General features: G+C 52.6%; 23 protein-coding genes and 3 pseudogenes. 10 read left to right on the forward strand and 16 right to left on the reverse strand.

What is annotated here, in order from left to right:
• Nucleotides 1-44 precede the first annotated feature (44 nt).
• Nucleotides 45-233: a hypothetical protein gene (locus tag KTH07_RS09815; protein ID WP_017693360.1), complete on the reverse strand. Its 189-nt coding sequence runs from the start codon at nucleotides 231-233 to the stop codon at nucleotides 45-47.
• Between the two features lie 393 nt (nucleotides 234-626).
• Between KTH07_RS09815 and KTH07_RS09820 the strand changes: the two genes are divergently transcribed.
• The 4 genes from KTH07_RS09820 (at nucleotide 627) to hslJ (ending at nucleotide 3,726) form a co-directional block, all read left to right on the forward strand.
• Nucleotides 627-2,021, forward strand: coding sequence for a cytochrome ubiquinol oxidase subunit I (locus KTH07_RS09820; protein ID WP_015570438.1), 1,395 nt, complete (start codon nucleotides 627-629; stop codon nucleotides 2,019-2,021).
• 5 nt (nucleotides 2,022-2,026) lie between these two features.
• Nucleotides 2,027-3,037 carry a cytochrome d ubiquinol oxidase subunit II gene (cydB, locus tag KTH07_RS09825; protein ID WP_023303802.1) on the forward strand — a complete coding sequence of 337 codons (1,011 nt, stop codon included), beginning with the start codon at nucleotides 2,027-2,029 and terminating at the stop codon, nucleotides 3,035-3,037.
• Nucleotides 3,037-3,165: a DUF2474 domain-containing protein gene (locus KTH07_RS09830; RefSeq protein ID WP_017693358.1), complete on the forward strand. Its 129-nt coding sequence runs from the start codon at nucleotides 3,037-3,039 to the stop codon at nucleotides 3,163-3,165. The genes cydB and KTH07_RS09830 overlap by 1 nt, the downstream gene beginning before the upstream one ends.
• Before the next feature lie 123 nt (nucleotides 3,166-3,288).
• The gene (gene hslJ, locus KTH07_RS09835) at nucleotides 3,289-3,726 is read left to right on the forward strand and encodes a heat shock protein HslJ (RefSeq protein ID WP_023303803.1); all 438 of its coding nucleotides are present in this window, start codon (nucleotides 3,289-3,291) and stop codon (nucleotides 3,724-3,726) included.
• 1 nt (nucleotide 3,727) lies between these two features.
• Here hslJ and KTH07_RS09840 read toward each other — a convergent pair whose 3' ends face one another.
• Nucleotides 3,728-3,994, reverse strand: coding sequence for a DUF333 domain-containing protein (locus KTH07_RS09840; RefSeq protein WP_003856935.1), 267 nt, complete (start codon nucleotides 3,992-3,994; stop codon nucleotides 3,728-3,730).
• Nucleotides 3,995-4,264: 270 nt separating this feature from the next.
• Between KTH07_RS09840 and nifJ the strand changes: the two genes are divergently transcribed.
• The gene (gene nifJ, locus KTH07_RS09845; protein WP_023303804.1) at nucleotides 4,265-7,789 is read left to right on the forward strand and encodes a pyruvate:ferredoxin (flavodoxin) oxidoreductase; all 3,525 of its coding nucleotides are present in this window, start codon (nucleotides 4,265-4,267) and stop codon (nucleotides 7,787-7,789) included.
• Nucleotides 7,790-8,173: 384 nt separating this feature from the next.
• A complete protein-coding gene (gene ompC, locus KTH07_RS09850) occupies nucleotides 8,174-9,334 on the forward strand; it encodes a porin OmpC (protein WP_023303805.1) in 1,161 nt (386 codons plus the stop codon).
• Nucleotides 9,335-9,368: 34 nt separating this feature from the next.
• Here the strand turns inward: ompC and KTH07_RS09855 are convergent, their stop codons facing one another.
• The 3 genes from KTH07_RS09855 to KTH07_RS23530 form a co-directional block, all read right to left on the reverse strand.
• Nucleotides 9,369-9,791, reverse strand: a complete 423-nt coding sequence (locus KTH07_RS09855) for a GFA family protein (RefSeq protein WP_017382259.1) — start codon at nucleotides 9,789-9,791, stop codon at nucleotides 9,369-9,371.
• A gap of 2 nt (nucleotides 9,792-9,793) precedes the next feature.
• Entirely contained in the window at nucleotides 9,794-9,991 is a 198-nt protein-coding gene (locus KTH07_RS09860; RefSeq protein ID WP_000790642.1) for a hypothetical protein, read from the reverse strand.
• Nucleotides 9,992-10,210: 219 nt separating this feature from the next.
• Nucleotides 10,211-10,342: a hypothetical protein gene (locus KTH07_RS23530; RefSeq protein ID WP_017693355.1), complete on the reverse strand. Its 132-nt coding sequence runs from the start codon at nucleotides 10,340-10,342 to the stop codon at nucleotides 10,211-10,213.
• Nucleotides 10,343-10,412: 70 nt separating this feature from the next.
• Here KTH07_RS23530 and KTH07_RS09865 point away from each other — a divergent pair.
• Both KTH07_RS09865 and ttcA read left to right on the forward strand, forming a co-directional pair.
• Nucleotides 10,413-10,610 (forward strand): annotated as a pseudogene (locus KTH07_RS09865) (tyrosine-type recombinase/integrase); the annotation flags it as partial.
• 49 nt (nucleotides 10,611-10,659) lie between these two features.
• Nucleotides 10,660-11,595, forward strand: coding sequence for a tRNA 2-thiocytidine(32) synthetase TtcA (gene ttcA, locus KTH07_RS09870; RefSeq protein ID WP_001186974.1), 936 nt, complete (start codon nucleotides 10,660-10,662; stop codon nucleotides 11,593-11,595).
• Between the two features lie 43 nt (nucleotides 11,596-11,638).
• Here ttcA and dbpA read toward each other — a convergent pair whose 3' ends face one another.
• From dbpA to KTH07_RS09915, 9 genes and pseudogenes are all read right to left on the reverse strand, one after another.
• A complete protein-coding gene (gene dbpA, locus KTH07_RS09875) occupies nucleotides 11,639-13,012 on the reverse strand; it encodes an ATP-dependent RNA helicase DbpA (RefSeq protein ID WP_023303807.1) in 1,374 nt (457 codons plus the stop codon).
• A 57-nt stretch (nucleotides 13,013-13,069) separates the two neighbouring features.
• Entirely contained in the window at nucleotides 13,070-13,216 is a 147-nt protein-coding gene (locus tag KTH07_RS09880) for a hypothetical protein (protein ID WP_369700085.1), read from the reverse strand.
• Between the two features lie 280 nt (nucleotides 13,217-13,496).
• Nucleotides 13,497-14,480 (reverse strand): zinc transporter ZntB, encoded by a 984-nt coding sequence (gene zntB / locus KTH07_RS09885; RefSeq protein ID WP_017382256.1) that lies wholly within the window; start codon nucleotides 14,478-14,480, stop codon nucleotides 13,497-13,499.
• A gap of 90 nt (nucleotides 14,481-14,570) precedes the next feature.
• The gene (locus tag KTH07_RS09890; RefSeq protein WP_023303809.1) at nucleotides 14,571-15,701 is read right to left on the reverse strand and encodes a methyl-accepting chemotaxis protein; all 1,131 of its coding nucleotides are present in this window, start codon (nucleotides 15,699-15,701) and stop codon (nucleotides 14,571-14,573) included.
• A 297-nt stretch (nucleotides 15,702-15,998) separates the two neighbouring features.
• Nucleotides 15,999-16,487 (reverse strand): hypothetical protein, encoded by a 489-nt coding sequence (locus KTH07_RS09895; protein ID WP_023303810.1) that lies wholly within the window; start codon nucleotides 16,485-16,487, stop codon nucleotides 15,999-16,001.
• Between the two features lie 28 nt (nucleotides 16,488-16,515).
• Nucleotides 16,516-16,914, reverse strand: a pseudogene (locus KTH07_RS09900) (VasL domain-containing protein); the annotation flags it as partial.
• Between the two features lies 1 nt (nucleotide 16,915).
• A pseudogene (locus tag KTH07_RS09905) lies at nucleotides 16,916-17,889 on the reverse strand (type VI secretion system contractile sheath domain-containing protein); the annotation flags it as partial.
• 34 nt (nucleotides 17,890-17,923) lie between these two features.
• Nucleotides 17,924-18,415, reverse strand: coding sequence for a type VI secretion system contractile sheath small subunit (gene tssB, locus KTH07_RS09910; protein ID WP_003856899.1), 492 nt, complete (start codon nucleotides 18,413-18,415; stop codon nucleotides 17,924-17,926).
• Nucleotides 18,416-19,030: 615 nt separating this feature from the next.
• Nucleotides 19,031-20,647 carry an ABC transporter substrate-binding protein gene (locus KTH07_RS09915; protein ID WP_032619612.1) on the reverse strand — a complete coding sequence of 539 codons (1,617 nt, stop codon included), beginning with the start codon at nucleotides 20,645-20,647 and terminating at the stop codon, nucleotides 19,031-19,033.
• Between the two features lie 183 nt (nucleotides 20,648-20,830).
• Here KTH07_RS09915 and mpaA point away from each other — a divergent pair, with 183 nt between their 5' ends.
• Nucleotides 20,831-21,544, forward strand: a complete 714-nt coding sequence (gene mpaA / locus KTH07_RS09920) for a murein tripeptide amidase MpaA (RefSeq protein WP_032619609.1) — start codon at nucleotides 20,831-20,833, stop codon at nucleotides 21,542-21,544.
• Here the strand turns inward: mpaA and ycjG are convergent.
• Complete coding sequence (gene ycjG, locus KTH07_RS09925; RefSeq protein WP_032619607.1) at nucleotides 21,535-22,500, reverse strand: L-Ala-D/L-Glu epimerase; 966 nt, start codon at nucleotides 22,498-22,500, stop codon at nucleotides 21,535-21,537. The two genes, mpaA and ycjG, sit on opposite strands and share 10 nt — an antisense overlap.
• Before the next feature lie 106 nt (nucleotides 22,501-22,606).
• Here ycjG and tpx point away from each other — a divergent pair, with 106 nt between their 5' ends.
• On the forward strand, nucleotides 22,607-23,113 hold the full coding sequence (tpx, locus tag KTH07_RS09930; protein ID WP_003856889.1) for a thiol peroxidase: 507 nt from the start codon (nucleotides 22,607-22,609) through the stop codon (nucleotides 23,111-23,113).
• Nucleotides 23,114-23,147: 34 nt separating this feature from the next.
• On the opposite strand, the gene tyrR is transcribed toward tpx, so the two are convergent.
• Nucleotides 23,148-24,689, reverse strand: a complete 1,542-nt coding sequence (gene tyrR, locus KTH07_RS09935; RefSeq protein ID WP_075606772.1) for a transcriptional regulator TyrR — start codon at nucleotides 24,687-24,689, stop codon at nucleotides 23,148-23,150.
• Nucleotides 24,690-24,697: the final 8 nt, after the last annotated feature.

A 24,697-nucleotide genomic window follows, 5' to 3' on the forward strand; every position in this document is an offset into this window, starting at 1 on the left:
GAAAAAGAGAAGATTTTGCTAACTGTTATAGGAAACGCGGCAGATTACTTGCGGTACTCTGTAATGTGATTCTGAGCAGAACGCGCTGCGGCCAGGTGGTCGAGCGTGATCATCGACGATTTGCAGAAAATGCATTTCGCGCCGAACGGATTTTTGTCAGACACATCAAAAGCTGAGGTGCGGTACTGCGAGCCATGACAGCATGGGCAGCGGAAATGGATATAAGAAGTCATAGGATTCTCCTTTGAACGTAAAAACGTAAATTACTCATGAGCCGATCAGGCAAAAAATGGTTCGATACAAAACTAATCGGAATGTAGATAAAGACCCAAGAGAGGCTGCGGAGAGGCACAACGTGATGAGAACTGCTTTATAAAACTACGTCAGATATTTATTTGGATTCAAAACCAGAAATCCATTAACGCATGTTGCTGGCGACAAAGCAAGCTGATTAATGCGTAAAAATCATAAAAAGAAATTTTTTATTCTTCCTTGTTAACTATATCAGCCAGATAAAGTTAAGCTTTTCCCACAACTGTTATAGATAATTTATCAAATTCTGCTTCTGATATCTCATTTGCCGCCTCTCTATCATAACAGTACACCGTTTAACATTGAGGCAGTGCATGTTTGGTTTAGATGCGTTTCATCTTGCGCGAATACAGTTCGCCTTTACCGTATCCTTTCATATTATTTTTCCGGCGATAACCATTGGCCTGGCGAGCTATCTCGCCGTGCTGGAAGGGCTGTGGCTGAAAACAAAAAATCCCGTCTGGCGCTCGCTGTACCATTTCTGGTCGAAGATCTTCGCCGTCAACTTTGGGATGGGCGTGGTCTCTGGCCTGGTGATGGCTTATCAGTTTGGCACTAACTGGAGTGGGTTTTCCCAGTTCGCGGGCAGTATTACCGGCCCCCTGCTGACCTATGAAGTGCTTACCGCGTTCTTCCTTGAGGCGGGGTTTCTCGGAGTAATGTTGTTTGGCTGGAATAAGGTCGGGCCGGGGCTGCACTTCTTTTCGACCTGCATGGTCGCACTGGGGACCCTCATGTCTACGTTCTGGATCCTCTCGTCAAACAGCTGGATGCAGACACCGCAAGGGTATGAAATCATCAACGGTCAGGTCGTTCCGGTGGACTGGTTTGCCGTGGTGTTTAACCCCTCCTTCCCTTACCGCCTTCTGCACATGTCGATAGCGGCATTTCTCAGCAGCGCGCTGTTTGTCGGTGCCTCCGCGGCCTGGCATTTGCTGCGCGGAAACAATACGCCCGCTATTCGCACCATGTTCTCCATGGCGTTGTGGATGACGTTGATCGTGGCCCCCGTCCAGGCGCTGGTGGGGGATATGCACGGGCTTAATACCTTAAAACACCAGCCAGCGAAAATAGCCGCCATTGAAGGCCACTGGGAGAATCCGCCGGGTGAGCCTACCCCACTGCTGCTATTTGGCTGGCCGGATATGGAGCAGGAACGGACCCGTTTTGGCCTGGAAATTCCCGCTCTCGGCAGCCTGATCCTGACCCACAGTCTCGATAAACAGGTTCCGGCATTGAAGGAGTTCCCAAAAGAAGATCGCCCGAACGCCACCATTGTCTTCTGGTCTTTCCGCATCATGGCCGGCCTGGGAATGTTGATGCTGCTCCTGGGCGTGACGGCAATCTGGCTGCGTTATAAACAGCGCCTTTATACCTCACGTTCCTTCCTGTGGTTTGCCCTGCTGATGGGGCCGTCCGGGCTGATCGCGATCCTCGCCGGATGGGTAACAACGGAGGTCGGCCGCCAGCCCTGGGTCGTCTATGGTCTACAGCGTACAAAGGATGCGGTTTCCGCGCATGGCGATCTGCACATGAGCGTCAGTTTGCTGGCCTTCTTCGTGGTTTATACCGCGGTATTCGGCGTGGGTTACAGCTATATGGTGCGTCTGATTAAAAAAGGGCCGCAGCCCCATGAATCCTTCGCGACTGAATCCGATGGCCGCCCTGCTCGTCCGCTTTCTGCCGTCACCACTGAATTTAAGGAGTAACCGTAATGGGTATCGATCTTTCCATTATCTGGTTCGTGATTATCGTTTTCGCCACGTTGATGTATATCGTGATGGACGGTTTTGATTTGGGGATAGGCATCCTGTTTCCGGCAACGCCGAATGCGGAAGACCGCGACGTGATGGTCAATAGCGTGGCTCCCGTCTGGGATGGCAACGAAACCTGGCTGGTGCTTGGCGGTGCGGCCCTGTTTGGCGCCTTTCCTCTCGCCTATGCGGTTATCATCGATGCGCTAACCATTCCACTGACAATAATGCTGATCGGGCTTATATTTCGTGGCGTCGCCTTCGAATTTCGCTTCAAGGCCACTCCGGCGCACCGCCCGTTCTGGGATAAGGCCTTTATTGGTGGATCAATTGTGGCGACCTTTAGCCAGGGCATCACCGTCGGCGCGGTCATCCATGGGTTCAGCGTCACTGGTCGCGCTTACAGCGGTGGTCCGTTTGACTGGTTTACCGCGTTCAATTTTTTCTGCGGTGCGGGTCTTGTAGTGGCTTACGCACTGCTAGGTTCAACGTGGCTGGTAATGAAAAGCGAAAATGCCCTGCAACAGCGGATGCGTCAGGTATCGAAAGTGCTTCTGCTCCTGCTTCTGGTATTCATTGCAGTAATCAGTATCTGGACCCCTCTCGCCCAACCAGCTATTGCTGCGCGCTGGTTTACGCTGCCGAATCTGTTTTATCTGCTGCCCGTTCCTGCGCTGGTTGCGATCCTGAGTCTGTGCCAGTGGCGCTGCCTGAACGATCCTGCGAGCCATACTCTGCCGTTTATTATGACATTAGGGCTGGTTTTTCTTGGCTTTAGCGGGCTTGGGATCAGCATCTGGCCGCATATTATCCCGCCGGACATTACCCTGTGGCAGGCCGCTGCGCCAGTCCAAAGCCAGGGCTTTATGTTAGTGGGTGCACTGTTGATCATTCCCGTGATTCTGGTCTACACCTTCTGGAGTTATTACGTTTTTCGCGGAAAAGTACAGCATGGGGAGGGTTATCACTGATGCAACAACCTGTATGGAAACGTTTGATGTGGCTTGCCATCATCTGGGGCGGCAGCGTTCTGGCGCTGGCCTGCGTAAGTATGCTCTTTAAAATGCTGATGGCCGCAGCCGGATTTAAATCGCACTAACTCACTGACCGGGTGCGCCGCCGCCCGGTCCCTTCCCGCACTTTCAGATAAACCCCATTAACACCCAGGAGGGTATGGTTACACTGAAAAAATATTTACGGTATTGATAGTTTGAGAAAAAAAATGAAAAAGCTCGCGGCAGTAAGTTTAATCAGCCTCGCACTGGCTGGATGCGTTAATCCTGGTAAAGCCTCCGTTCAGACCGAACAGCTAGAGAATCATCGTTTCGTTCTGGAAAATGTGGATGGCAAAGCGGTTAAAGGCGGGAAAACGCAGCCTGAAATTCGCTTCAGTGCGCAACCCAATATCAGCCTGATTAACAACATTGTCGTCTCCGGCACAATGTGCAACGGCTTCAATGGCCAGGGGAAACTGTCCGAAGGCGAGTTGACGGTCAAAACGCTGGCAATGACGCGGAAACTCTGCACCGAGCCGCAGCTAAATGAACTGGATCAGACCATCGCCGATATGCTACGCGCAGGCGCACAGGTAGACCTGACCGAAGACCAGTTAACGCTGGCGACAGCCAATAAAACATTGATGTTTAAGCGAGTCGAATAACTCAGTAACTTCCGCACGAACCTACGGCAAGCGACTGCTCACTACAGCGTTTGCCATTTGGCAATGCGCACATGCCGATGGCGGAGCCGTCGAGCTGACGGGCAACGGAGAGTGAACCGCCGATCATTGCGCAGTTGGCCTGACCTGAACTGGACATCGCCGCTCGCATACCCGGCGTAACGTGTGCCGCTGTCGCCTGCTGTACAGGTTCATTGCTGCATGCCGACAACAGTAACGCGGCACATCCGACCCAAAATGCTGAACGCATACCTTCCTCCCCATAAATAAAGCGAAACCTATGCATAATAGGCATCACGCGCCGCATCGTCGAGAGCGGATGTGCGTATTTATGCGCCCTGGTAACAATTTCTCGCAATTTTTTAACGCGAGTAGCCATCGAGTCATTGATACAGCGCATACCAAGGACACAAAAGCGAAAATCGTAAAACCTGAGCTTTGCTAAAATACACAGATAATATTCAGGGTCTGTCGTCGTTTTTCAGGCCCCTCTTTTTGCGCAATGTAAGGGTGTTGTCCTATGCAAACTATTGACGGCAATGGTGCAGTCGCGTCTGTTGCGTTTCGTACCAGCGAAGTGATCGCCATCTACCCCATCACTCCCAGCTCCACGATGGCTGAACAGGCTGACGCCTGGGCTGGTAATGGGATAAAAAACGTCTGGGGCGATGTCCCGCGGGTTGTAGAGATGCAGTCCGAAGCCGGTGCCATTGCCACCGTGCATGGTGCGTTGCAGACCGGTGCCCTGTCGACCTCGTTCACGTCGTCTCAGGGGCTGCTGTTGATGATCCCCACGCTTTACAAGCTGGCAGGGCAATTAACGCCGTTTGTGTTGCACGTTGCCGCACGCACCGTAGCCACTCACGCGCTCTCTATTTTTGGCGACCACTCAGACGTGATGGCCGTGCGTCAGACCGGCTGCGCTATGCTCTGCGCCAGCAGCGTGCAGGAAGCGCAGGACTTCGCACTGATTTCGCATATCGCCACGCTGAAAAGCCGAGTGCCATTTATTCATTTCTTCGATGGTTTTCGCACGTCCCACGAGATCAATAAAATCGTTCCGCTGCCGGACGACACCCTTCTGAATCTGCTGCCGCAGGCTGACATCGATGCGCATCGCGCTCGCGCCCTCAATCCGGAACATCCGGTGATCCGGGGTACCTCTGCGAACCCGGATACCTATTTCCAGTCCCGCGAGGCGACAAACCCGTGGTACAACGCGGTCTATGAGCACGTTGAACAGGCGATGGACGATTTTGCCGCTGCGACGGGCCGCGCATATAAGCCGTTTGAATATTACGGTCATCCGCAGGCCGAGCGCGTGATCGTCCTGATGGGCTCTGCCATCGGCACCTGTGAAGAGGTGGTTGATGAGCTATTGACGCGTGGTGAAAAAGTTGGCGTGCTCAAAGTTCGCCTCTACCGTCCCTTCTCAGCGAAACACCTGCTCGCAGCCCTGCCGGACAGCGCGCGTGCAGTGGCGGTACTGGACCGCACCAAAGAGCCTGGCGCACAGGCTGAGCCACTTTATCTGGATGTGATGACCGCTCTGGCTGAGGCGTTTAACCGCGGTGAGCGCAAAACGCTGCCGCGCGTCATTGGCGGGCGTTATGGATTGTCTTCCAAAGAGTTCGGACCGGAGTGCGTCCTGGCGGTATTTGCTGAACTCCGCGAGGCAAAACCGAAGCCGCGCTTTACGGTCGGCATTTATGATGACGTGACTAACCTTTCTCTGCCCTTGCCGGAAAACACCCTGCCCTCGATTGCGAAACTGGAAGCGCTGTTCTACGGTCTGGGTAGCGACGGCAGCGTCTCGGCGACCAAGAACAACATCAAAATTATCGGCAACTCTACGCCGTGGTATGCGCAAGGATATTTCGTCTACGACTCCAAAAAAGCGGGCGGACTGACCGTCTCCCATCTGCGCGTCAGCGAACACCCGATCCGCTCGGCATACCTGATTTCTCAGGCGGATTTTGTTGGCTGTCACCAGCTCCAGTTCATTGATAAATATCAGATGGCCGAGCGCCTGAAGCCCGGCGGTATTTTCCTGATCAACACCCCTTACAGCGCCGACGAGGTCTGGGCACGCCTGCCCCAGGAAGTGCAGGCGGTGCTTAACCAGAAACAGGCGCGCCTGTATGTCATTAACGCCGCGAAGATCGCCCGCGAATGCGGCCTGGCGGCGCGCATCAATACGGTTATGCAGATGGCGTTCTTCCACCTGACCAATATTCTGCCGGGCGACAGCGCGCTGATGGAGCTTCAGGGTGCAATCGCCAAAAGCTACAGCAGCAAAGGTCAGGAACTGGTTGAGCGCAACTGGCAGGCGCTGGCGCTGGCCCGCGAATCGCTGTTCGCGGTGCCGTTGCAGCCGGTCAATGCCAGCAGTCCGAACCGGCCGCCAGTGGTGTCTGACGCCGCCCCGGATTTCGTCAAAACCGTCACGGCGGCGATGCTTGCCGGACTGGGCGACACCCTTCCCGTCTCTGCGCTTCCGCCTGACGGCACCTGGCCGATGGGCACGACCCGCTGGGAAAAACGCAACATTGCCGAAGCGATTCCTATCTGGAAAGAAGAGCTGTGCACCCAGTGCAACCACTGCGTGGCGGCCTGCCCGCACTCGGCCATTCGCGCCAAAGTGGTGTCGCCAGAAGCGTTAGATGGCGCACCGGAAAGTCTGCACGCGCTGGATGTAAAATCCCGCGATATGCGTGGTCAGAAATATGTCCTACAGGTGGCGCCGGAAGACTGTACCGGCTGTAACCTGTGCGTCGAGGTGTGCCCGGCGAAAGATCGTCAGGACCCGTCAATCAAAGCCATCAATATGATGTCGCGTCTTGAACATGTTGAAGAAGAGAAAGTGAATTATGATTTCTTCCTCGACCTGCCCGAAATCGATCGCAACAAGCTGGAACGCATTGACATTCGTACCTCGCAGCTCATCACCCCGCTCTTCGAGTACTCCGGGGCGTGCTCCGGCTGCGGCGAAACACCGTATATCAAACTGCTCACTCAGCTTTACGGTGACCGAATGCTGATTGCCAACGCGACGGGCTGCTCGTCAATCTATGGGGGTAACCTGCCGTCTACGCCATACACCACCGACGCGAACGGTCGCGGCCCGGCGTGGGCAAACTCGCTTTTCGAGGACAACGCAGAATTTGGTCTGGGATTCCGTCTGACGGTCGATCAGCACCGCGCCCGCGTAATGCGTCTGCTGGCACAGTTTGCCGATAAGATCCCGACAGAACTGAATGATGCCCTGCATGCGAAGGCCACACCTGACGTTCGTCGCGCGCAGGTTGCTGAACTGCGCAACGCGCTTCAGGGTGTTGAAGGGGCTGAACAACTCCTGACTGATGCTGACGCGCTGGTTGAAAAATCTATCTGGCTGATCGGCGGCGACGGGTGGGCCTACGATATTGGTTTCGGCGGTCTTGATCATGTCCTGAGCCTGACCGAAAACGTCAATATTCTGGTGCTTGATACTCAGTGCTATTCCAACACCGGCGGACAGGCCTCGAAAGCAACGCCATTGGGGGCGGTCACGAAATTTGGTGAGCACGGCAAGCGCAAGGCGCGTAAAGATTTGGGCGTCAGCATGATGATGTATGGACACGTCTACGTCGCGCAGATTTCGCTGGGGGCGCAGCTCAACCAGACGGTGAAAGCCATTCAGGAAGCGGAAGCGTATCCAGGGCCGTCGCTGATTATCGCCTACAGTCCGTGTGAGGAGCATGGCTACGATCTGGCGCTCAGCCACGACCAGATGCGTCAGCTCACCGCAACCGGCTTCTGGCCACTGTACCGCTTTGACCCGCGCCGTGCCGATGAAGGGAAATTGCCGCTGGCGCTGGATTCGCGTCCGCCGTCAGACGCCCTTGCCGAAACCTTACTTCAGGAGCAGCGTTTCCGCAGGCTGAACGCTCAACAGCCAGAAGTGGCAGAGCAGCTATGGAAGGATGCGGCAGCGGATCTACAGAAGCGTTATGACTTCCTGGCGCAACTGGCGGGGAAAGCCGAAAAATCGACCAGTGAATAACTTTATGCCCGGCTTGTCCGGGCATTTTTTTGCCAAAAAAAGCCCGATGCACGTGCACCGGGCGAATCCAGAAGATCGGTGAAAATTGCCTCAATGTTCTGAACAATATTCACGTGAATTATGGATGAAAAAATCTTAAAGGCATATAACGGCGTGGAGGTTACCTTGTTTTCCACGTAATTAATAATTTTTATTTTGTATTAATTATAATAATTCATTCATGGCATCAATCGTTATTTCTACCGCATCATTTAGTTTAGATTTTACTTAACCCGTAACAATTATATTTTATTCATCCGCCGTCAGAGTGATTTAGCATGGGACAGCTTTCCAGCCCGGAAAGTTCACGAAGTAATAAAAAATAACTGCAAAGGAATAATCAAAATGCAAAGAAAAGTACTGGCACTGATGATCCCCGCTTTGTTAATGGCTGGCGCCGCTCACGCAGCTGAAATTTATAATAAAGACGGCAATAAACTGGATCTGTATGGCAAAGTAGATGGTCTGCATTATTTCTCTGACGACGCGTCTAAAGATGGCGATCAAACCTATATGCGACTGGGCTTCAAAGGTGAAACCCAAATCAACGACATGATGACCGGCTTCGCACAATGGGAATACAACATTCAGGCAAACAACACCGAAGGGTCTGACAATCAGTCCTGGACGCGTCTGGCCTTCGCGGGTGTGAAGGTGGGCGATTACGGCTCCTTCGATTACGGCCGTAACTATGGCGTCCTGTACGACGTTGAAGGCTGGACCGATATGCTGCCAGAATTTGGTGGCGACTCTTATACTTATGCCGATAACTTTATGACCGGTCGTGCAAACGGCGTGGCGACCTACCGTAACACCGACTTCTTTGGTCTGGTGCAGGGTCTGAACTTTGCGGTGCAGTATCAGGGTAATAATGAAGGCAGCAACTGTGACGAGTATGGCTGCTCTCAGGAAGGCACTAATAACCGTTCAGATAACAACATTCGTAATCAAAACGGTGATGGCTTCGGTATCTCCACCACCTATGACTTTGGCATGGGCTTCAGCGCAGGCGCGGCATATACGTCATCTGACCGTACCAACGATCAGGTTAGTGCTGGCACTGGCGCAGCATCTCAGTATGCAGGTGGCGATAAGGCGGATGCATGGACTGCTGGCCTGAAATATGACGCTAACAATATTTACCTGGCGGCAATGTATTCCGAAACCCGCAATATGACCCCTTATGGTTCAACCGATAGCCAAGATGGCGGCGGTATTGCAAACAAAACCCAGAACTTCGAAGTCACCGCACAATATCAGTTCGATTTCGGTCTGCGTCCGGCTATTTCCTATTTACAGTCCAAAGGTAAAGACCTGGGCAATGGCCAGGACGATAAAGATCTGGTGAAATACGCTGACGTCGGTGCTACCTACTATTTCAACAAAAACATGTCCACCTATGTTGATTATAAAATCAACCTGCTGGATGAAGATGATTCGTTCTACAAAAACAATGGCATCGGTACGGATGACATTGTAGCGTTAGGTCTGGTTTACCAGTTCTAATCCCGTTAGCCCGCAGCGATCTGCGGGCTAATTTTTATCGCTGTTTCGCCTGTTCTTTGCGAAAAGAGAGATAACCAATTACCCCGCTGTCGCCATCCATAGGGTGATTTACTCCATCCATTACCGCCACTTCCGGGAAGTCGAATGGCGTGACATTTTCCAGACAGGCGACATTCACACCATATTCATTGGGATTGGAACGTCGTTGATGGAACGTGTAAATACCGCAAATCGAACAGAAGAAATGGCGCGCCGTGCCGGTGTTGAAACGGTACTCTGTGAGCGTGTCCGCGCCCTGCGTCACCTTAATGCCCGTCAAAGGTGCGGAAACCACGACCGCCCCACGCATCCTGCAAAACGAGCAGCTACATCGACGAGCGGTATTCAGGCCGTCCGACAGCTCAACCGTAAATTTCACCGCCCCACAATGACACTGTGCATGACGAATGTCAGCCATCGTTATACTCCTTTTCTCACTAACTCAGCCGCTTTTAAAAAGACCTCATCTTCGACACCATCCCCCTTCTGCCTGCCGAGCCTTACCAGCTCAGCGACAATACTTTCACGGTTGATGATCTTCTGGGATGAAACCAGCCCGATAACGGCGGCACCAATCGCCAGCCCAACTAATCCTGTCTGCTCGTCTTTATTTTTCATAGAAGCGCTCCCTTGTCCCCCTCAAAAGCGTAGCAGGAGAAATGTAAAACGCGCTGGTACGCGGGAATGAGATCCGTGCTTTATCTCAGCTGTTCGCCAGGCAAAACAGTAGGGGTTCTGAGCGGTTATCAGACAACGTTGAAGAGGACAACATGAATAGCGGTGCGCATAGAGAGGCCGAATGGGTGTTAAAACCGCCTTCGAAAAGGCGGCAGGTCATTACTCTGGATCTTTATCGCCTGATTCAGGCGCTGAGCCAGGATCATCTTTCGGTTTTTTTCCATCCTTGTCCGGGTTATCCGGGCTGGGATTATAATCAGGATGGTCACCATTAACGGGACGGTCAGTCATTTTCACCTCCGTTTTTACTGCGTAAGCTGTAAGTGTAGACAACCCTTCAGTCTTAACCAAACTTCTCCTGTGGAGCTCATTTGTAAATCGTGCTGGCATTCGGCGCTGCAATCCGTACCATACACGACACACTTTCGCATGCTGGTTTTTACCGGTAGCCGCAAACCCGTCTTTTATCGCTAACCAGATGGGGCACGTAAATGCGCAGATGGTGTATGAAATCTATGCTACATGGATAGAAGAGATGAACACGAAGCTGACGCTTTGAAATCGTTTTCCTCACCCTGTGCCCCATTTGAGATCTGAGTAACGAATAGATGCAACAAAATCAAGAAATTAACAAGAAAGAACAGTACAACCTGAATAAACTGCAAAAGCGACTGCGCCGTAACGTGGGCGAAGCCATTGCAGACTTCAACATGATTGAAGAAGGCGATCGCATCATGGTCTGCCTGTCGGGCGGTAAAGACAGCTACACCATGCTGGAGATCCTGCGCAATCTACAGCAAAGCGCACCGGTGAACTTTTCCCTGGTCGCGGTTAACCTCGATCAGAAACAGCCGGGCTTCCCGGAGCATATCCTGCCGGAGTACCTTGAGAACCTGGGCGTTGAGTACAAAATCGTAGAAGAGAATACCTACGGCATTGTTAAAGAGAAGATCCCAGAGGGCAAAACGACCTGCTCGCTCTGCTCACGTTTGCGTCGCGGCATTCTGTACCGCACCGCAACCGAACTGGGCGCCACCAAGATTGCGCTTGGTCATCACCGGGACGACATTCTGCAAACGCTGTTTCTGAATATGTTCTATGGCGGCAAAATGAAGGGAATGCCACCGAAGCTGATGAGCGACGACGGCAAACACATCGTGATCCGCCCACTCGCCTACTGCCGCGAGAAAGACATTGAGCGTTTCTCCCAGGCCAAAGCCTTCCCTATCATTCCGTGCAATCTGTGCGGCTCACAGCCGAACCTGCAACGTCAGGTCATTGGCGACATGCTGCGTGACTGGGATAAACGCTATCCGGGCCGCATCGAAACCATGTTCAGCGCCATGCAGAACGTGGTGCCTTCGCACCTCGCCGACGTTGAACTGTTCGATTTCAAAGGGATTAACCACGGTTCAGAGGTGGTGAATGGCGGGGATCTGGCGTTTGACCGCGAAGAGATCCCGATGCAGCCTGCTGGCTGGCAGCCAGAGGAAGAGGATGCGCAATTCGATGAACTGCGCCTGAACGTGGTAGAAGTCAAGTAACCTGGCAGCGTCTCAGATATCATTTCTGAGACGCGTTTTAAGCTTATTTCAGCAGTCGAACGCGGCAGGTCTTCCCTTTAATCTTCCCGCCCTGCAACTGTTTCCAGGCCTTATGTGCAACCGACTGGCGAACCGCTACGTAGACATGCGCAGGATGGACCGTGATCTTGCCAATATCTGCCCCGTCGAGACCGATATCCCCAGTTAACGCCCCCAGAACGTCACCGGGACGCATTTTGGCCTTTTTACCGCCGTCGATGCACAGGGTGGCCATCTCCGCCGCCAGCGGAGCGATGCTGATATTACCTGGGGCATTCACCCAGTTGAGTTTTAGTTGCAGCATTTCCGCAAGAATATTGGCGCGCTGCGCCTCTTCAGGTGCGCAGAAGCTGATGGCGAGACCACTGTTACCTGCGCGCGCGGTACGCCCGATGCGGTGGACATGCACTTCCGGATCCCATGCCAGTTCGAAATTCACCACCAGCTCAAGCGATTTAATATCCAGGCCACGGGCCGCCACATCCGTTGCAACCAGCACGCGAGCGCTGCCGTTAGCGAAACGCACCAGCGTCTGATCGCGCTCGCGCTGTTCCAGATCGCCATGCAGCGATAATGCGCTCTGTCCGGCATCATTCAGAGCATCGCACACCGCCTGACAATCTTTTTTGGTATTACAGAACACCACGCAGGACGCTGGCTGGTGTTGGCTCAGCAATTTTTGTAGCAGTGGAATTTTGCCGTGCTGCGATGTCTCGAAGAACTGCTGCTCAATCGCCGGTAACGCATCGACAGTATCGATTTCAATGGTCAGCGGGTTCTTCTGCACGCGCCCGCTGATCGCCGCTATCGCCTCTGGCCAGGTGGCAGAAAAGAGCAGCGTCTGGCGTGTGGCTGGGGCAAAGCGGATCACTTCGTCAATCGCATCGCTGAAGCCCATATCCAGCATGCGGTCAGCTTCATCCATCACCAGCGTTTGCAGTGCATCGAGTGAAACGGTGCCTTTTTGCAGGTGATCGAGCAGACGGCCCGGCGTTGCCACAATGATATGCGGCGCGTGCTGAAGGGAATCGCGCTGCGCACCGAACGGTTGCCCGCCGCAGATCGTTAAAATTTTAGTGTTAGGCAAAAAACGCGCCAGACGACGCAGCTCACCCGCGACCTGGTCGGCCAGCTCGCGCGTCGGGCAGAGTATCAGGGACTGGGTCTGAAACAGGGTTGCATCAATGTGTTGTAACAGGCCTAGCCCAAATGCAGCCGTTTTTCCACTGCCGGTTTTCGCCTGCACGCGCACGTCACGGCCTTCAAGGATAGCCGGCAACGCGGCGGCCTGGACAGGGGTCATAGTGAGATAGCCCAACTCATTCAGGTTAGTCAGTTGGGCTTCAGGCAGAACGTTCAGCGTGGAAAAAGCGGTCACAATATACTCTCGTGGTAATGATTGCAGTCAGATGGCGCGTATCCTCGCAGATCTGCGCTAACGATGCGACAATTTAATCGGTTCTTCATCGGGCGGCGGATCCGGCATCGGCTGCGGACGTGGGACAGGATCGGGTATCGGCGTCGGATCGATGGGCACCGGATCGGACTGCCAGGTGTTAAGGCGTTGCAGGGCAAGTAGCATACTCATCTTTTCCTCCAGATTAGGGTGCTTACTCCTAAAGGGTAGACGCAGATAAACAGGAGGCAAAAAAAAGCCGACTATGAAGTCGGCGTCGTACGAATCAATTGTGCTATGCAGTAATTCAAAAAAAGGAAGTAAGACAATATGGAGCGCAACGCCCATCGCTTGACGTTGCATTCACCTGCGGGAGTAATATTGCACCTAACATGGTCGGAGTTTATTGATTTCGCTCAATTAAAATGTCGTTTTGAAGCCGACTCTGCCACAGAAAAGCGTAAATTTACAGCCATTTACTACGATGCAACCACCATGCAACACCCCCAATCAAAACCACTAACATGACGCAAAACGTGGTGAAGCCATAGTGATATTCACCGCCGGGGATTCCTCCGAGGTTTACGCCAAACAACCCCGTCAGGAAGGTACTCGGTAAAAAGACCATCGCCATCAGCGACATGGTGTACGTTCTCCTGGCTAACGACTCCTGCATCACCTGGGCTATCTCATCCGCCATGACTGCCGTTCTGGCAATACATGAGTCAATCTCGTCCAGTCCACGTCCGAGCCGGTCAGCGATATCCTGCATTCTGCGGCGTTGATCGTCGTTCATCCAGCTCATGCGTTCGCTGGCCAGCCGCGCATAAACGTCGCGCTGAGGGGTCATATAGCGGCGCATCACGATGAGCTGCTTACGCAGCAGCGCCAGAAAACCACGTGGGGGGATTTGCTGATCGAGCAGGTTATCTTCCAGATCGATGATTTTATCGTGAAGTTCTTCTATAAACTCGCTGGCATGATCGGTCAGCGCATCACACACATCCACCAGCCAGCTGCCGCAATCCGTAGGTCCGGTGCCCTCTTTCAGATCGTTAATGACGTCATCCAGCGCCAGCACTTTTCTCTGGCGGGTGGAAACAATCAGCCGTTCATCCATATAAACACGCATTGCCACCAACTGATCCGGACGCTCATCCGTACTGCCGTTTATACAACGCAGCGTAATTAGCGTCCCCTCACCCATCCGGCTGACGCGGGGTCTGAGACTTTCTCCCGCCAGCGCATCCCGAACGTTGTTGGGCAATAGCGGCGTGGACGCGAGCCACTCGGCGCTGTCCGGGTGCGTGTAGTTGAGGTGCAGCCAGCATGGATGTTCGCTGTCGATGTGATCCTGATCTTCAAGCGGCCTTGCGCCGCCTTGTCCATCAAACACCCATGCAAAAACTGCGTCAGGTACGTTAACCTCAGACCCTTTAATGCTCTCCACAGCGCCTCCACCGTTTTATCTCTTTCGGTGTCAGTCTAGCTTTCGCCGAGGGTTAAGCAATAATTATGTGAGGCATCGTCCTGAATACGTTCAGGAATTCACCGCCCATTCGCGGCTTTTTAATGCATTATCAGTCTGGAACTCATTTTCCAGACGGAAATTACGTGTTCGTGTCTGAAGCTCAATCACCTGATTGCGCAGCACATCTGACGATCCATTGAGTTCTTCAACCATTGACACGTTGCTCTGCGTTACGCGTTCAAGCTCTGACAATGCCTGCGTAATTTGTGAAATACCTTTTTCCTGTTCTGATGTTGAGGCGGATATTTCATCCATCAGTCTGCTGACATTGCCCGAACCGGTAACAATGTCATGCATGTTTTTTTCGGCTTCAGAGACCACGTTAACGCCCTGCGTCACGTTATGGCTGGTAACTTCAATCAGTGACTTAATATTTTTTGCCGCTTCGGCGCTACGATGCGCCAGGCTTCTCACCTCACCCGCGACCACAGAAAACCCTTTACCATGGTCGCCCGCTCTTGCCGCTTCAACGGCGGCGTTAAGCGCCAGAATATTGGTCTGAAAAGCGATACCGTCAATCAGCGAGATAATCTCTGTCATTTGCTGGGCGCAGTCGGTAATCGACTGCATATTGTTCGCGACCTGCCCCATTAATTCTCCGCCTTTACGCGCCTGTAACGTCGCGATATTCGCCTGCTCGCTGGCTAAACGGGTATTGTCGGCATTATTTTTTGTACTTGCAGCCATCTCTTCCATGCTTGCTGCCGTTTGCACCAGCGAAGCTGACTGCTGTTCTGTTTTGACGGAAAGCTGCGCGCTGCGTGAAGAGAGTTGATCTGACAGGGTCATCGCGGTTTGCGAGGAGGCGCGGATCTCACGGACCAGCGTTGCAATGTTGCTGGAGAGACTGTTAATCCCCGGGATCAGTCGTCCCGCACAGTTGTTGCCAAATTCAGGTATCGACACGCCAAGTTTGCCTGACGTCACTTCTTCAATACTTTTTTTCACCGTATTGATCGGCGTCACAAGATATTTTGTCATGTACGCCCAAAGCAAAAATAAGGCGATGAATTGTACAATTATGACTGCAATAAAAAGCGAAGAATTCCGTGAAAATAGCGCTATAACTCCATCACTTACCAAAAATACACATAAAAGGAAATAGACAATGAACGTTCTGACACTAATATTTCGTAGCATACGTTTTCCTGGGACATTATATTTTGGTTGGCATTAAGGGTTATAGCATTGCCATACGAATTTGTCCTCACGTTCGTCGCTGGTTTGTTGTTTTGCAGTTTGATTTGCGCAGTTTTACTTAAGGCGGACAAAAAGCATGTTTTACGCTAAATATCTGGCTTGTCGTTGGGTTACTGATACCCCTTGAAAAATGGTAATTATATATTTAAGGAGGGGTACTGTAGGTCGCCGTTGTTTAGTGGCACTTAATAAGTTAACGTAGTTAATGCGCGCTCCTTCCGTTAGGGTGAGTTACGTTCAGGCCAGACAGTCGATAGTCTGGAAAAAACGGTCCTCTGTCATGAGGATATTCTCTTTTGGACTTTGATGCCCGCGACGAATATACCAGCCTGTTTCAGGCGCCATGCTTAAATGGAATATCCTCGCCCCCGACAGACTATCGGGGACATTAATACTCATCGTCACACACCCCTTCTCCGGCCCCCTGATCACCTGTTCTGGCATAATGGTGACGCTGCGATCCCCATTTTGCAAAATGATCGTCGCAATGGCATAACGACATATACCGCTACTGAGGCTGTAGCCAACCGTACTTAAATCGGTGATATGTTTTTTAGATAAAAATATTTCAATACCAGAACCTTCAAACCATGTGATGATTTGCTGCGCAAGATCCTCCATCCTCTCACAAAACGCCCTGACTTCGGCCTCAGCCGTATTAACATAGATTGGTTTGTCCCCGATATTCTGTTGCACTTTCTTAAAAAAACGCTCTCTTGCTGACATGTCAACTCCGTGTTTTTCGCCAGTCTCATTATTCTTTTTGGTGCTTCAGCAAGGCATAGCTGGCAATCAACTGCTGAAGATGCTGTTCGGCCTGGTTTAGCTGCGCTGCTGACACGGGTTGCCCGGCAGGTAAAATGGAAAGCAGACGAAGCTGCTCCTCAAGCGGAACGGTATGGCTGAAGGACTGCGACATGGCAAACACGGCTGATTTCAGTTCGCTGACCGTCATGTACTTCCCCTTCTGTTCATCCAGCGCGTTTAGCCTGTTCGTCAACTGCTGTAACTGCGTCATTCCCTGATGCCAGCCATTCAGCTCTGACTCTGCAAGTCCGGCAACGCTAATCTGCTTGTGCCACTGTTGCGCCAGGGGTTTGGCCTCTTCAGGCCACAGCGTCAGCGCCTGCTGCACCAGACGGTCGCCGTAGCTTGTCTTCGATATCTTCCACCACCACCTTCGCGTCACGCAGCGGATGAGAAGCCTGCAACTCATCGCCCGGATCGGTCATTTCCGTCACCAGACTACGCACCCAGGTATTCAGCTCCAGTTCCAGCAGGCGGCGGTCCTTGGTGGTGCCGATGTTCTCGCGCTGGATGAGCTTCAGGTAGTGCGCAATACGCGACAGCAGGAAGATGTACGGCAGACGTGCGTTGATGCGGCTGTTGGCCGTGGCATCTGCGGTGTCGTACAGCGCCGGTTGCCGATATCCTTAATTGCAGCGACCTCTTCCATCGAATCTTTCAGGAAGAATTTCGGACCGACAGAGCCAATAAACGGCATATGTGCGGCAGCTGACACTTTAGAGATGTTGCGCAGCAGCGCCACATCCTGCGGGCTGGCGTCAAATTCATAGGATGAAATCACGGAGCCAATCGGCTCGCCGCCCGGGGTGTCGTATTCGGCGGTATAGGTGTGCCAGTAGAGGCCGCTCTGGATAAGTTCCGGCGCGTCTTCAAAGTCCTGACGCAGATCTTCTTTCGACACATCCAGAATTTCGGTTTTCACGTTCTGGCGGTAGTCGTTGCTGTCCACCAGCTGCTTCAGGCCGCGCCACAGGGACTCCACCTTCTGGAACTCCTGGTGATGCATTACGGCATCCAGCTGACGGCTGATCTGGAAATCCAGCTCAGCGATATGGTGGTCAATCAGCGTTTTGTCGAGCTTCTCCACCGGCTGACCGGATTTGCGGATGCAGTCCATAAACACCTGCATCGCCGCCGTCAGGCGTTCACCCGCCGGAGCGTCAGAAAGCGCGGCGTCATCCAGAAACGCATTGATATCCCCCAGGCTGGAGGCCGGGGTCAGGTTGATTTTTTCAAACAGGGAGGCGTAAACGCCCTCTTTTTCCAGTACGGTGGTCTGCCCCTGCGCGGAGGCGGTTTCAGTATTCACAGACATCAGCATATTCCCGGTTAATCCATTAAATTACACATGCCGCTTATTTCGGGGCCAGTGCACTCATTTCGTCGCGTAATTCCTGAGACAGCGCCGGGTCTTTAAGAATTTTCTCGAGTTCTTTTCTGAAAGTGGCGTTATCAAGGAGATTGGATTTGAGGTCGCGTAATAAATTACGCATGGCCAGCATGGCGCGGAGCTGGGGGATCTGGCGGGCAACCTGTTCAGGTTCGAAATCCTTAATATCGGAGAAATTCAGTTTTATGCTTTCTTCCGAACCATCCCCGGCCATTGTGTTAGGAACCGTCAGATTCACTTCCGGGTTAAATTCCGAAAGTACGCTGTTGAAGTTATTTTTATTGACGTTAATTTTCTCCCTTTCCGATAATGGGCGATTCTCTTTTCCATTACTGAAATCACCGACGGTGAGGAGTTTAAGCGGCAGTTCGATTTTCTTCTGCGCGCCACCTGTATGCAGAGCCAGCTTTAAGTTTATGCGTGCCTTGGGCACCTCATTCTGGAATGAATCGGCCATAGCAGTCCCTTTCTTTAAAAGAAATAAATGTTAAGTGAGTGACGTTTCTTTACAAAACCATATTAGAGCAAAAGCCCATTTAAAATCAACTTCCCAGATCAAAGATCTACCATTAGACTTTTCTTAAGAATATTCCACTAAATCATTGTACTCATAAATGCCATAGATACATGATACACAGTAAAAATTAACTATTTATTCACATTAATTTGGCAGAAATGACTGCTTTGATTGGAAATATTGAACTTATTGTTCCATGAGGTTGAATAATTGATTTACATCAATGCATTTATTAACGCGTCCCGTAACAGTGCAGAGAAATAAGGTTTTAATTCAATAAATGGCCTGAATATGAAAAAATCCTGTATCGGACAAATTTAATCTTAAAAACAGTAATGACTACACTGCTACAGGAATGGCGAATAAATGACTACGCGTTTTTCGATAAACGGGAGGAAGAATCTCTCTGAAGATATTCATCATGACAATGAGTGATGGGCTGATATGAAGGGGATATTCGGTAATAACCATGCTGTAAAACTATCAACCCTTAGAGCGGGCGCTTATGCGGTTAAAGGGTGTTTACCATAATCACGTAGCGCCCTGACCTCTTTTTTAATGATTTTCAATATACATTGTTCGGCTGTATGCAACATCCTCTGGGTTATTTATCGGATAACCTTTAACCCAGGGCTTGATGAGACGGCCATTGGTGTATTGATAAATAGGGGCAATCGGTGCTTTCTCGGTGAGGATCTTCTCGGCCATGTTGTAGTCGGCATTACGCGCTTTTTCAGTAGTTTCGAGCGTCGCCTGATGAATAATCTTATCGTAAGCAGGATCGTTGAATCGTGAGATATTCCCGCTATGGGAGGATGTCAGCAGCGACAGGAATGTTGACGGCTCATTGTAGTCCCCTACCCACGATGCACGGATGACGTCAAAATTCCCGGTATTGCGGCTGTCGATGTAGGTTTTCCACTCCTGATTCTGCAACTTAACGTCAACACCCAGATTTTTCTTCCACATGGATGCGACGGCAATCGCAATTTTCTGATGGTTTTCAGACGTGTTGTACAGCAGCGTTAATTTTAGCGGCCGCTGAGGGCCATAGCCTGCCGCCTGCAACAACGTTTTCGCCTGCGCATTCAGCTCCTGCTGCGTCATCTGCTCAAATGGCGAGGCTTCCGGCGTAAAACCCGCAGTGACATCGGGAGTAAAATGCCAGGCCGGTTTCTCACCGGTCCCCAGGACTTTTTCCGCCATAATACGTCTGTCGATAGTCATGCTGAGCGCGAGACGTACGCGGGCATCCGCGGTTGGGCCTTTTTGCGTGTTAAACGCGTAGTAATAGGTCCCAAGCTGTGGGGGTGTATATACCTGACCCGGAATATCTTTAAGCAGCTTCTGGTACATGTTTTTCGGAAACGATTCTGTAATATCGATATCGCCCGCCAGATAGCGTTTGGTCGCTGAGGACTCCTGATTGATTGGCACAAAGGTGACTTTTTTAAGCACGGTCCTGGCGTTATCCCAGTAATGAGAATTCGGCTCAACCACCAGTTTTTCATTCACCACGCGATCTTTCAGCACATACGCACCGTTGCCAATGAGCGCGCCAGGGCGCGTCCATTCCTTACCGCTTTCCACATTGGCCTTTTGAACAGGATAAAACGCGAAATTAGCCGTCAGATTGCTGAACCAGGGCAGCGGTTTGTCCAGCTGCACGCGCAACGTTTTAGCATCCACCGCCGTCACGCCGAGGGTATCCGGAGCAGCTTTGCCGTCGATAATGGCCTGGGCATTGTTAATGCCCGCCAGCGCCGCAAACCAGGCGAAAGGTGACGTTGTTTTAGGATCAACCAGACGACGCCAGCTATAGACAAAATCTTGTGCCGTCACCGGGGTTCCGTCAGACCACTTAGCGTTATCCCGCAACGTGAACGTCCAGACGCGGTTGTCATTGCTCTGCCAGCGCGTCGCCACGCCGGGAACTAACTCCCCTTTTTCGTTCTGATTTACCAGCCCTTCATAGAGGTCGCGGATCACCTGTATCTCGGGCAACCCCACCGCTTTTGCCGGATCGAGCGAAGCGGGCTCATCTTTAATATGTCGAACCAGCTCCTGCTTTTGCGCCAGAACCGTTCCTTCGGGAACCTCCGCAGCATATGAAAGTGAAGAAAGCCCGCACAGCCACAGCGCAGTACAAAGAAGCGAAACAGGATGCTTCATACGATCCCCTTAATGATGTCAGGTAACAGACAGATGCGTAATTATTTGTTTCGAAACGGAGAAATGCAAATGCTTCCTCCGGAAAGTTGATGTCAAGCAATTTTCCACACACACGGAAACTATTTGATTAAGCGCGGCTTTTGCACAACACTGCCAGAAGTGACTTTATCATCAGGGTTTACTATGGCAACTACCCGACCAAGAACGGAACGCGGCGCCTTCCCGCCCGGTACTGAACATTATGGACGCTCATTTTTAGGCGCGCCTCTGATCTGGTTTCCGGCCCCCGAGGCCGATCGCAATAGCGGCTTAATCATTGCAGGCACGCATGGCGATGAAAACTCGTCTGTCGTGACGCTCTCGTGCGCGCTACGTACGCTGACCCCCGATTTACGACGTCATCATGTGATTTTGACCGTCAACCCGGACGGTTGTCAGCTTGGATTACGGGCGAATGCACGCGGCGTTGACCTGAACAGGAACTTCCCGGCGGCAAACTGGCGCGCCGGTGAAACGGTGTATCGCTGGAACAGTTCGGCGCAGGAGCGAGATGTGGTCCTGCTCACGGGAGACAAACCCGGTTCCGAACCGGAGACTCAGGCGCTGTGCCAGCTTATTCATAAGATCCACCCGGCCTGGGTTGTCTCTTTCCACGATCCCCTCGCCTGTATTGAAGATCCTCGTCATACGGCGCTCGGGCAGTGGCTGGCGGATGCGTTTGCTCTGCCTCTGGTGAGCAGCGTTGGCTATGAAACACCCGGGTCGTTTGGCAGCTGGTGCGCGGACCTTAGCCTTCACTGTATCACCGCAGAGTTTCCGCCCATCTCCTCGGATGAAGCGAGCGAAAAATACCTGCGGGCGATGACAGAGCTCCTGCGCTGGCAGCCTCAAAGATGAAGTACACCGGAGGTAAAATTCAGGGCGGGTGATACGTCAACCGCCAGCCAGGTTGGGCCGTCAAGATCGGCAAAACGCACGCTGTTCACCAGCGGGAGCGCAGCGCCGATCGCTCTGGACGTGCACAACATGCAGCCCAGCATCAGAGCAAAGCCTTGCGCCTGCGCATCTTGTGCCAGTGCCAGGGCTTCGGTTAATCCACCTGTTTTATCCAGCTTAATGTTCACCATTTCGTAGCGTCCCTCGAGAGCTGACAGGCTCTCACGGGTATGACAGCTTTCATCTGCACAGACGGGAAGCGGATGAATAAAATTCGCCAGGGCGGCATCGTCTTCTGCCGGGAGGGGTTGCTCCAGCATGGCAACGCCCAGATCGGCAAGCAGCTGACAACGAGCTGCCAGCCCTTCACTATGCCATGATTCGTTCGCATCGACGATAAGAGTGGCATCAGGCACCGCCGCACGAATGGCGACCATGCGTTCGCTAATCAGACGATCGTCGAGCTTCACCTTTAATAATGTTGCACCGGTGGCATACAACGCCTGAGCGCTGGCGGCCATTTGCTCTGGTTCACCGATGACCACCGTTTGCGCGGTGACGATCGATTGCGGCAGCGTAACGTCCAGCAGCGCAGGCAGCGGTTTTTGTTGTTTCGCCGCTTCCAGACTCCAGAGTGCGCAGTCAATCGCGTTGCGTGCCGCGCCGGCCGGCAACCGAAGCTGAAGAGCCTCGCGCGTCAGACCCGCCTGCAACTCGGGCACCACCGTCATAATTTGCGCCATGACTGACGCCAGGCTTTCTCCGTAGCGAGGATAAGGGGTACATTCCCCGACGCCTTTTACGCCGTCCTCTTCACATTCAACCACGACCACACAGGCCTCATTACGGCTGCCGCGCGAGATCACAAACGGGGTGTGCAATGGCCAGGCTTCTTCATAGACCTTAACGCTTCTCATCACTGACTCCTTGCAGGCCGGAAAGGCAGAAAATTGGTTTGCCGTGCTAACTGCGGATGACATACACTAGCCACGACGTTAACTATTTGTAAACAGGAAGATATCTATGTCACAACTCGTTCATTTCCAGGGCAACCCGGTTGCTGTTGCAGGTTCCATCCCACAGTCTGGCAGCAAAGCACAGCCTTTTACTCTGGTGGCTAAAGATCTGTCTGACGTCACGCTGAGCCAGTTTGCTGGCAAACGTAAAGTCCTGAACATTTTCCCAAGCATCGATACTGGCGTTTGCGCTGCATCAGTGCGTAAATTCAACCAGCTGGCGACCGAAATGGACAACACCGTAGTGCTGTGCATTTCTGCTGACCTGCCGTTTGCCCAGTCCCGCTTCTGCGGCGCTGAAGGCCTGAGCAACGTCATCACCCTTTCCACTCTGCGCAGCCCGGATTTCCTGGAAAAATACGGTGTTGCCATTTCCGAAGGCGCGCTGAAAGGTCTGGCTGCTCGTGCGGTACTGGTGATCGACGAAAACGACAACGTTGTTTTCAGTGAGCTGGTTAACGAAATCACTACCGAACCGGATTACACCGCTGCACTTGAGGCGCTTAAAGCCTAAACGTAAAAAAGCCTCTGCAAAGAGGCTTTTTTATTTATTCGTCACCCTTCTTCTGATTTAACCCATACTCGCGCAGCTTATTCGCAATCGCGGTATGTGACACCCCAAGACGTTTAGCCAGCTTGCGCGTGCTCGGATAGCTGCGATAAAGCTGCGTTAACACCGAACGCTCGAAACGGCTGGTGATGTCATCCAGCGAGCCTTCCATTACCTCTTCGCCTACCGAGACCGTCCCGGCATCGTAATCCGGCAAAAGAATATCCTGAGGGCGCAGTTCATACCCTTCAAGCTGAGTTAATGCGCGATAGACCGCATTTTTAAGCTGACGAATATTGCCCGGCCAGCCGTAACGCGTCAGCACGGTGCCCAGGTCGGCAGAGAGCTTCGGACGCGGCACGCCCTGCTCGTCGGCAAAACGGGCCACGAACAGTTCTGTCAACGGCATGATGTCCTGCGGGCAATCGCGCAGCGGCGGAATATTGAGCGTCAGAACGTTGAGACGATAGTAGAGATCTTCGCGGAATACCCCTTTCTGCACCAGCTCCACCAGGTTTTTCTGGGTGGCGCAGATGACGCGCACATCCACGTGTACTTCATGATCTTCCCCCACGCGGCGAAACGTGCCGTCATTGAGAAAACGAAGCAGTTTCGCCTGCATGCGTGGCGACATTTCGCCAATCTCGTCCAGCAGCACCGAGCCGCCGTTCGCCTGTTCAAAGAAGCCTTTTTTGCCTTCCGGCGCATGCCCGAACAGCTCACTTTCCACCGCATCTTCAGGAATAGACGCGCAGTTCAGCGCCAGATACGGTTTTGCCGCACGCGGGCTGGCCATGTGCACAGCATGCGCCAGCAGATCTTTCCCCGTACCGGTATCCCCGGTAATCAGCAGCGGCGCCGTAAGATTTGCCAGCTTGCGCGCCTGGTCGATTACATGACGCATCTTCGGGCTCACCGCAATAATCTGGCTGAATGCGCCGACGTCCTGGCTGGAAAGATTCTGTAACTGGCGTCCCATGCGCACCGTGGAGCGCAGCATGATCACCGCGCCGGTGAGCACCCGCGCGGCATTTTCCCCTTTCAGGTAGACCGGCGTGATCTCCATCAGGAAATTCTGTCCGTTGATAACGACATGCTCGCTATGGGTATTTTGCGGGTTGCTGTCCAGCCAGCGCTGGAAATTAAAACCGGTAATCAGTTGCGTGGCGTGGTGCCCGATAAGTTTTTCCTGAGTCTGCGCAAACAGCTGGCAGCTGGCCTGGTTAACGCGCTCGACTTTATTTTTCAGATCGAGAGAGAGAAACGGCTCCGGCATTGCTTCCAGCAGCGCGCTCAGCGCAAGATGTTCCCGCTCGGACGGCATCCAGGGGATGGTGCGTACATCCGTAACGCCAGCGATACGGCGGATTTCCGCCATCAGGCTACTGAAGGTATTAAATTCAATTTCGGCAAAATTGAGGTAAATTCGCCCGACAGGGTCGATCTCTATGCCACGTAAATCAATGCTACGTAAAACAAGAAGATCGAGTAACTCGCGGGTCAGACCGAGACGGTCCTCACAAAAGACTTCCAGACGCATGGGAAATT

The organism is Enterobacter cloacae complex sp. ECL72 (genome assembly GCF_019056635.1).
Classification (GTDB): Bacteria; Pseudomonadota; Gammaproteobacteria; order Enterobacterales; family Enterobacteriaceae; genus Enterobacter; species Enterobacter hormaechei_C.

What these genes read in the sequence shown, in the direction of transcription:
- KTH07_RS09815 (WP_017693360.1), bottom strand. Translation starts at nt 233, where the DNA reads ATGACTTCTTATATCCATTTCCGCTGCCCATGCTGTCATGGCTCGCAG.
- KTH07_RS09820 (WP_015570438.1), top strand. Translation starts at nt 627, where the DNA reads ATGTTTGGTTTAGATGCGTTTCATCTTGCGCGAATACAGTTCGCCTTT.
- cydB (WP_023303802.1), top strand. Translation starts at nt 2,027, where the DNA reads ATGGGTATCGATCTTTCCATTATCTGGTTCGTGATTATCGTTTTCGCC.
- KTH07_RS09830 (WP_017693358.1), top strand. Translation starts at nt 3,037, where the DNA reads ATGCAACAACCTGTATGGAAACGTTTGATGTGGCTTGCCATCATCTGG.
- hslJ (WP_023303803.1), top strand. Translation starts at nt 3,289, where the DNA reads ATGAAAAAGCTCGCGGCAGTAAGTTTAATCAGCCTCGCACTGGCTGGA.
- KTH07_RS09840 (WP_003856935.1), bottom strand. Translation starts at nt 3,994, where the DNA reads ATGCGTTCAGCATTTTGGGTCGGATGTGCCGCGTTACTGTTGTCGGCA.
- nifJ (WP_023303804.1), top strand. Translation starts at nt 4,265, where the DNA reads ATGCAAACTATTGACGGCAATGGTGCAGTCGCGTCTGTTGCGTTTCGT.
- ompC (WP_023303805.1), top strand. Translation starts at nt 8,174, where the DNA reads ATGCAAAGAAAAGTACTGGCACTGATGATCCCCGCTTTGTTAATGGCT.
- KTH07_RS09855 (WP_017382259.1), bottom strand. Translation starts at nt 9,791, where the DNA reads ATGGCTGACATTCGTCATGCACAGTGTCATTGTGGGGCGGTGAAATTT.
- KTH07_RS09860 (WP_000790642.1), bottom strand. Translation starts at nt 9,991, where the DNA reads ATGAAAAATAAAGACGAGCAGACAGGATTAGTTGGGCTGGCGATTGGT.
- KTH07_RS23530 (WP_017693355.1), bottom strand. Translation starts at nt 10,342, where the DNA reads ATGACTGACCGTCCCGTTAATGGTGACCATCCTGATTATAATCCCAGC.
- ttcA (WP_001186974.1), top strand. Translation starts at nt 10,660, where the DNA reads ATGCAACAAAATCAAGAAATTAACAAGAAAGAACAGTACAACCTGAAT.
- KTH07_RS09880 (WP_369700085.1), bottom strand. Translation starts at nt 13,216, where the DNA reads ATGCTACTTGCCCTGCAACGCCTTAACACCTGGCAGTCCGATCCGGTG.
- KTH07_RS09890 (WP_023303809.1), bottom strand. Translation starts at nt 15,701, where the DNA reads ATGCTACGAAATATTAGTGTCAGAACGTTCATTGTCTATTTCCTTTTA.
- KTH07_RS09895 (WP_023303810.1), bottom strand. Translation starts at nt 16,487, where the DNA reads ATGTCAGCAAGAGAGCGTTTTTTTAAGAAAGTGCAACAGAATATCGGG.
- tssB (WP_003856899.1), bottom strand. Translation starts at nt 18,415, where the DNA reads ATGGCCGATTCATTCCAGAATGAGGTGCCCAAGGCACGCATAAACTTA.
- KTH07_RS09915 (WP_032619612.1), bottom strand. Translation starts at nt 20,647, where the DNA reads ATGAAGCATCCTGTTTCGCTTCTTTGTACTGCGCTGTGGCTGTGCGGG.
- mpaA (WP_032619609.1), top strand. Translation starts at nt 20,831, where the DNA reads ATGGCAACTACCCGACCAAGAACGGAACGCGGCGCCTTCCCGCCCGGT.
- ycjG (WP_032619607.1), bottom strand. Translation starts at nt 22,500, where the DNA reads ATGAGAAGCGTTAAGGTCTATGAAGAAGCCTGGCCATTGCACACCCCG.
- tpx (WP_003856889.1), top strand. Translation starts at nt 22,607, where the DNA reads ATGTCACAACTCGTTCATTTCCAGGGCAACCCGGTTGCTGTTGCAGGT.
- tyrR (WP_075606772.1), bottom strand. Translation starts at nt 24,689, where the DNA reads ATGCGTCTGGAAGTCTTTTGTGAGGACCGTCTCGGTCTGACCCGCGAG.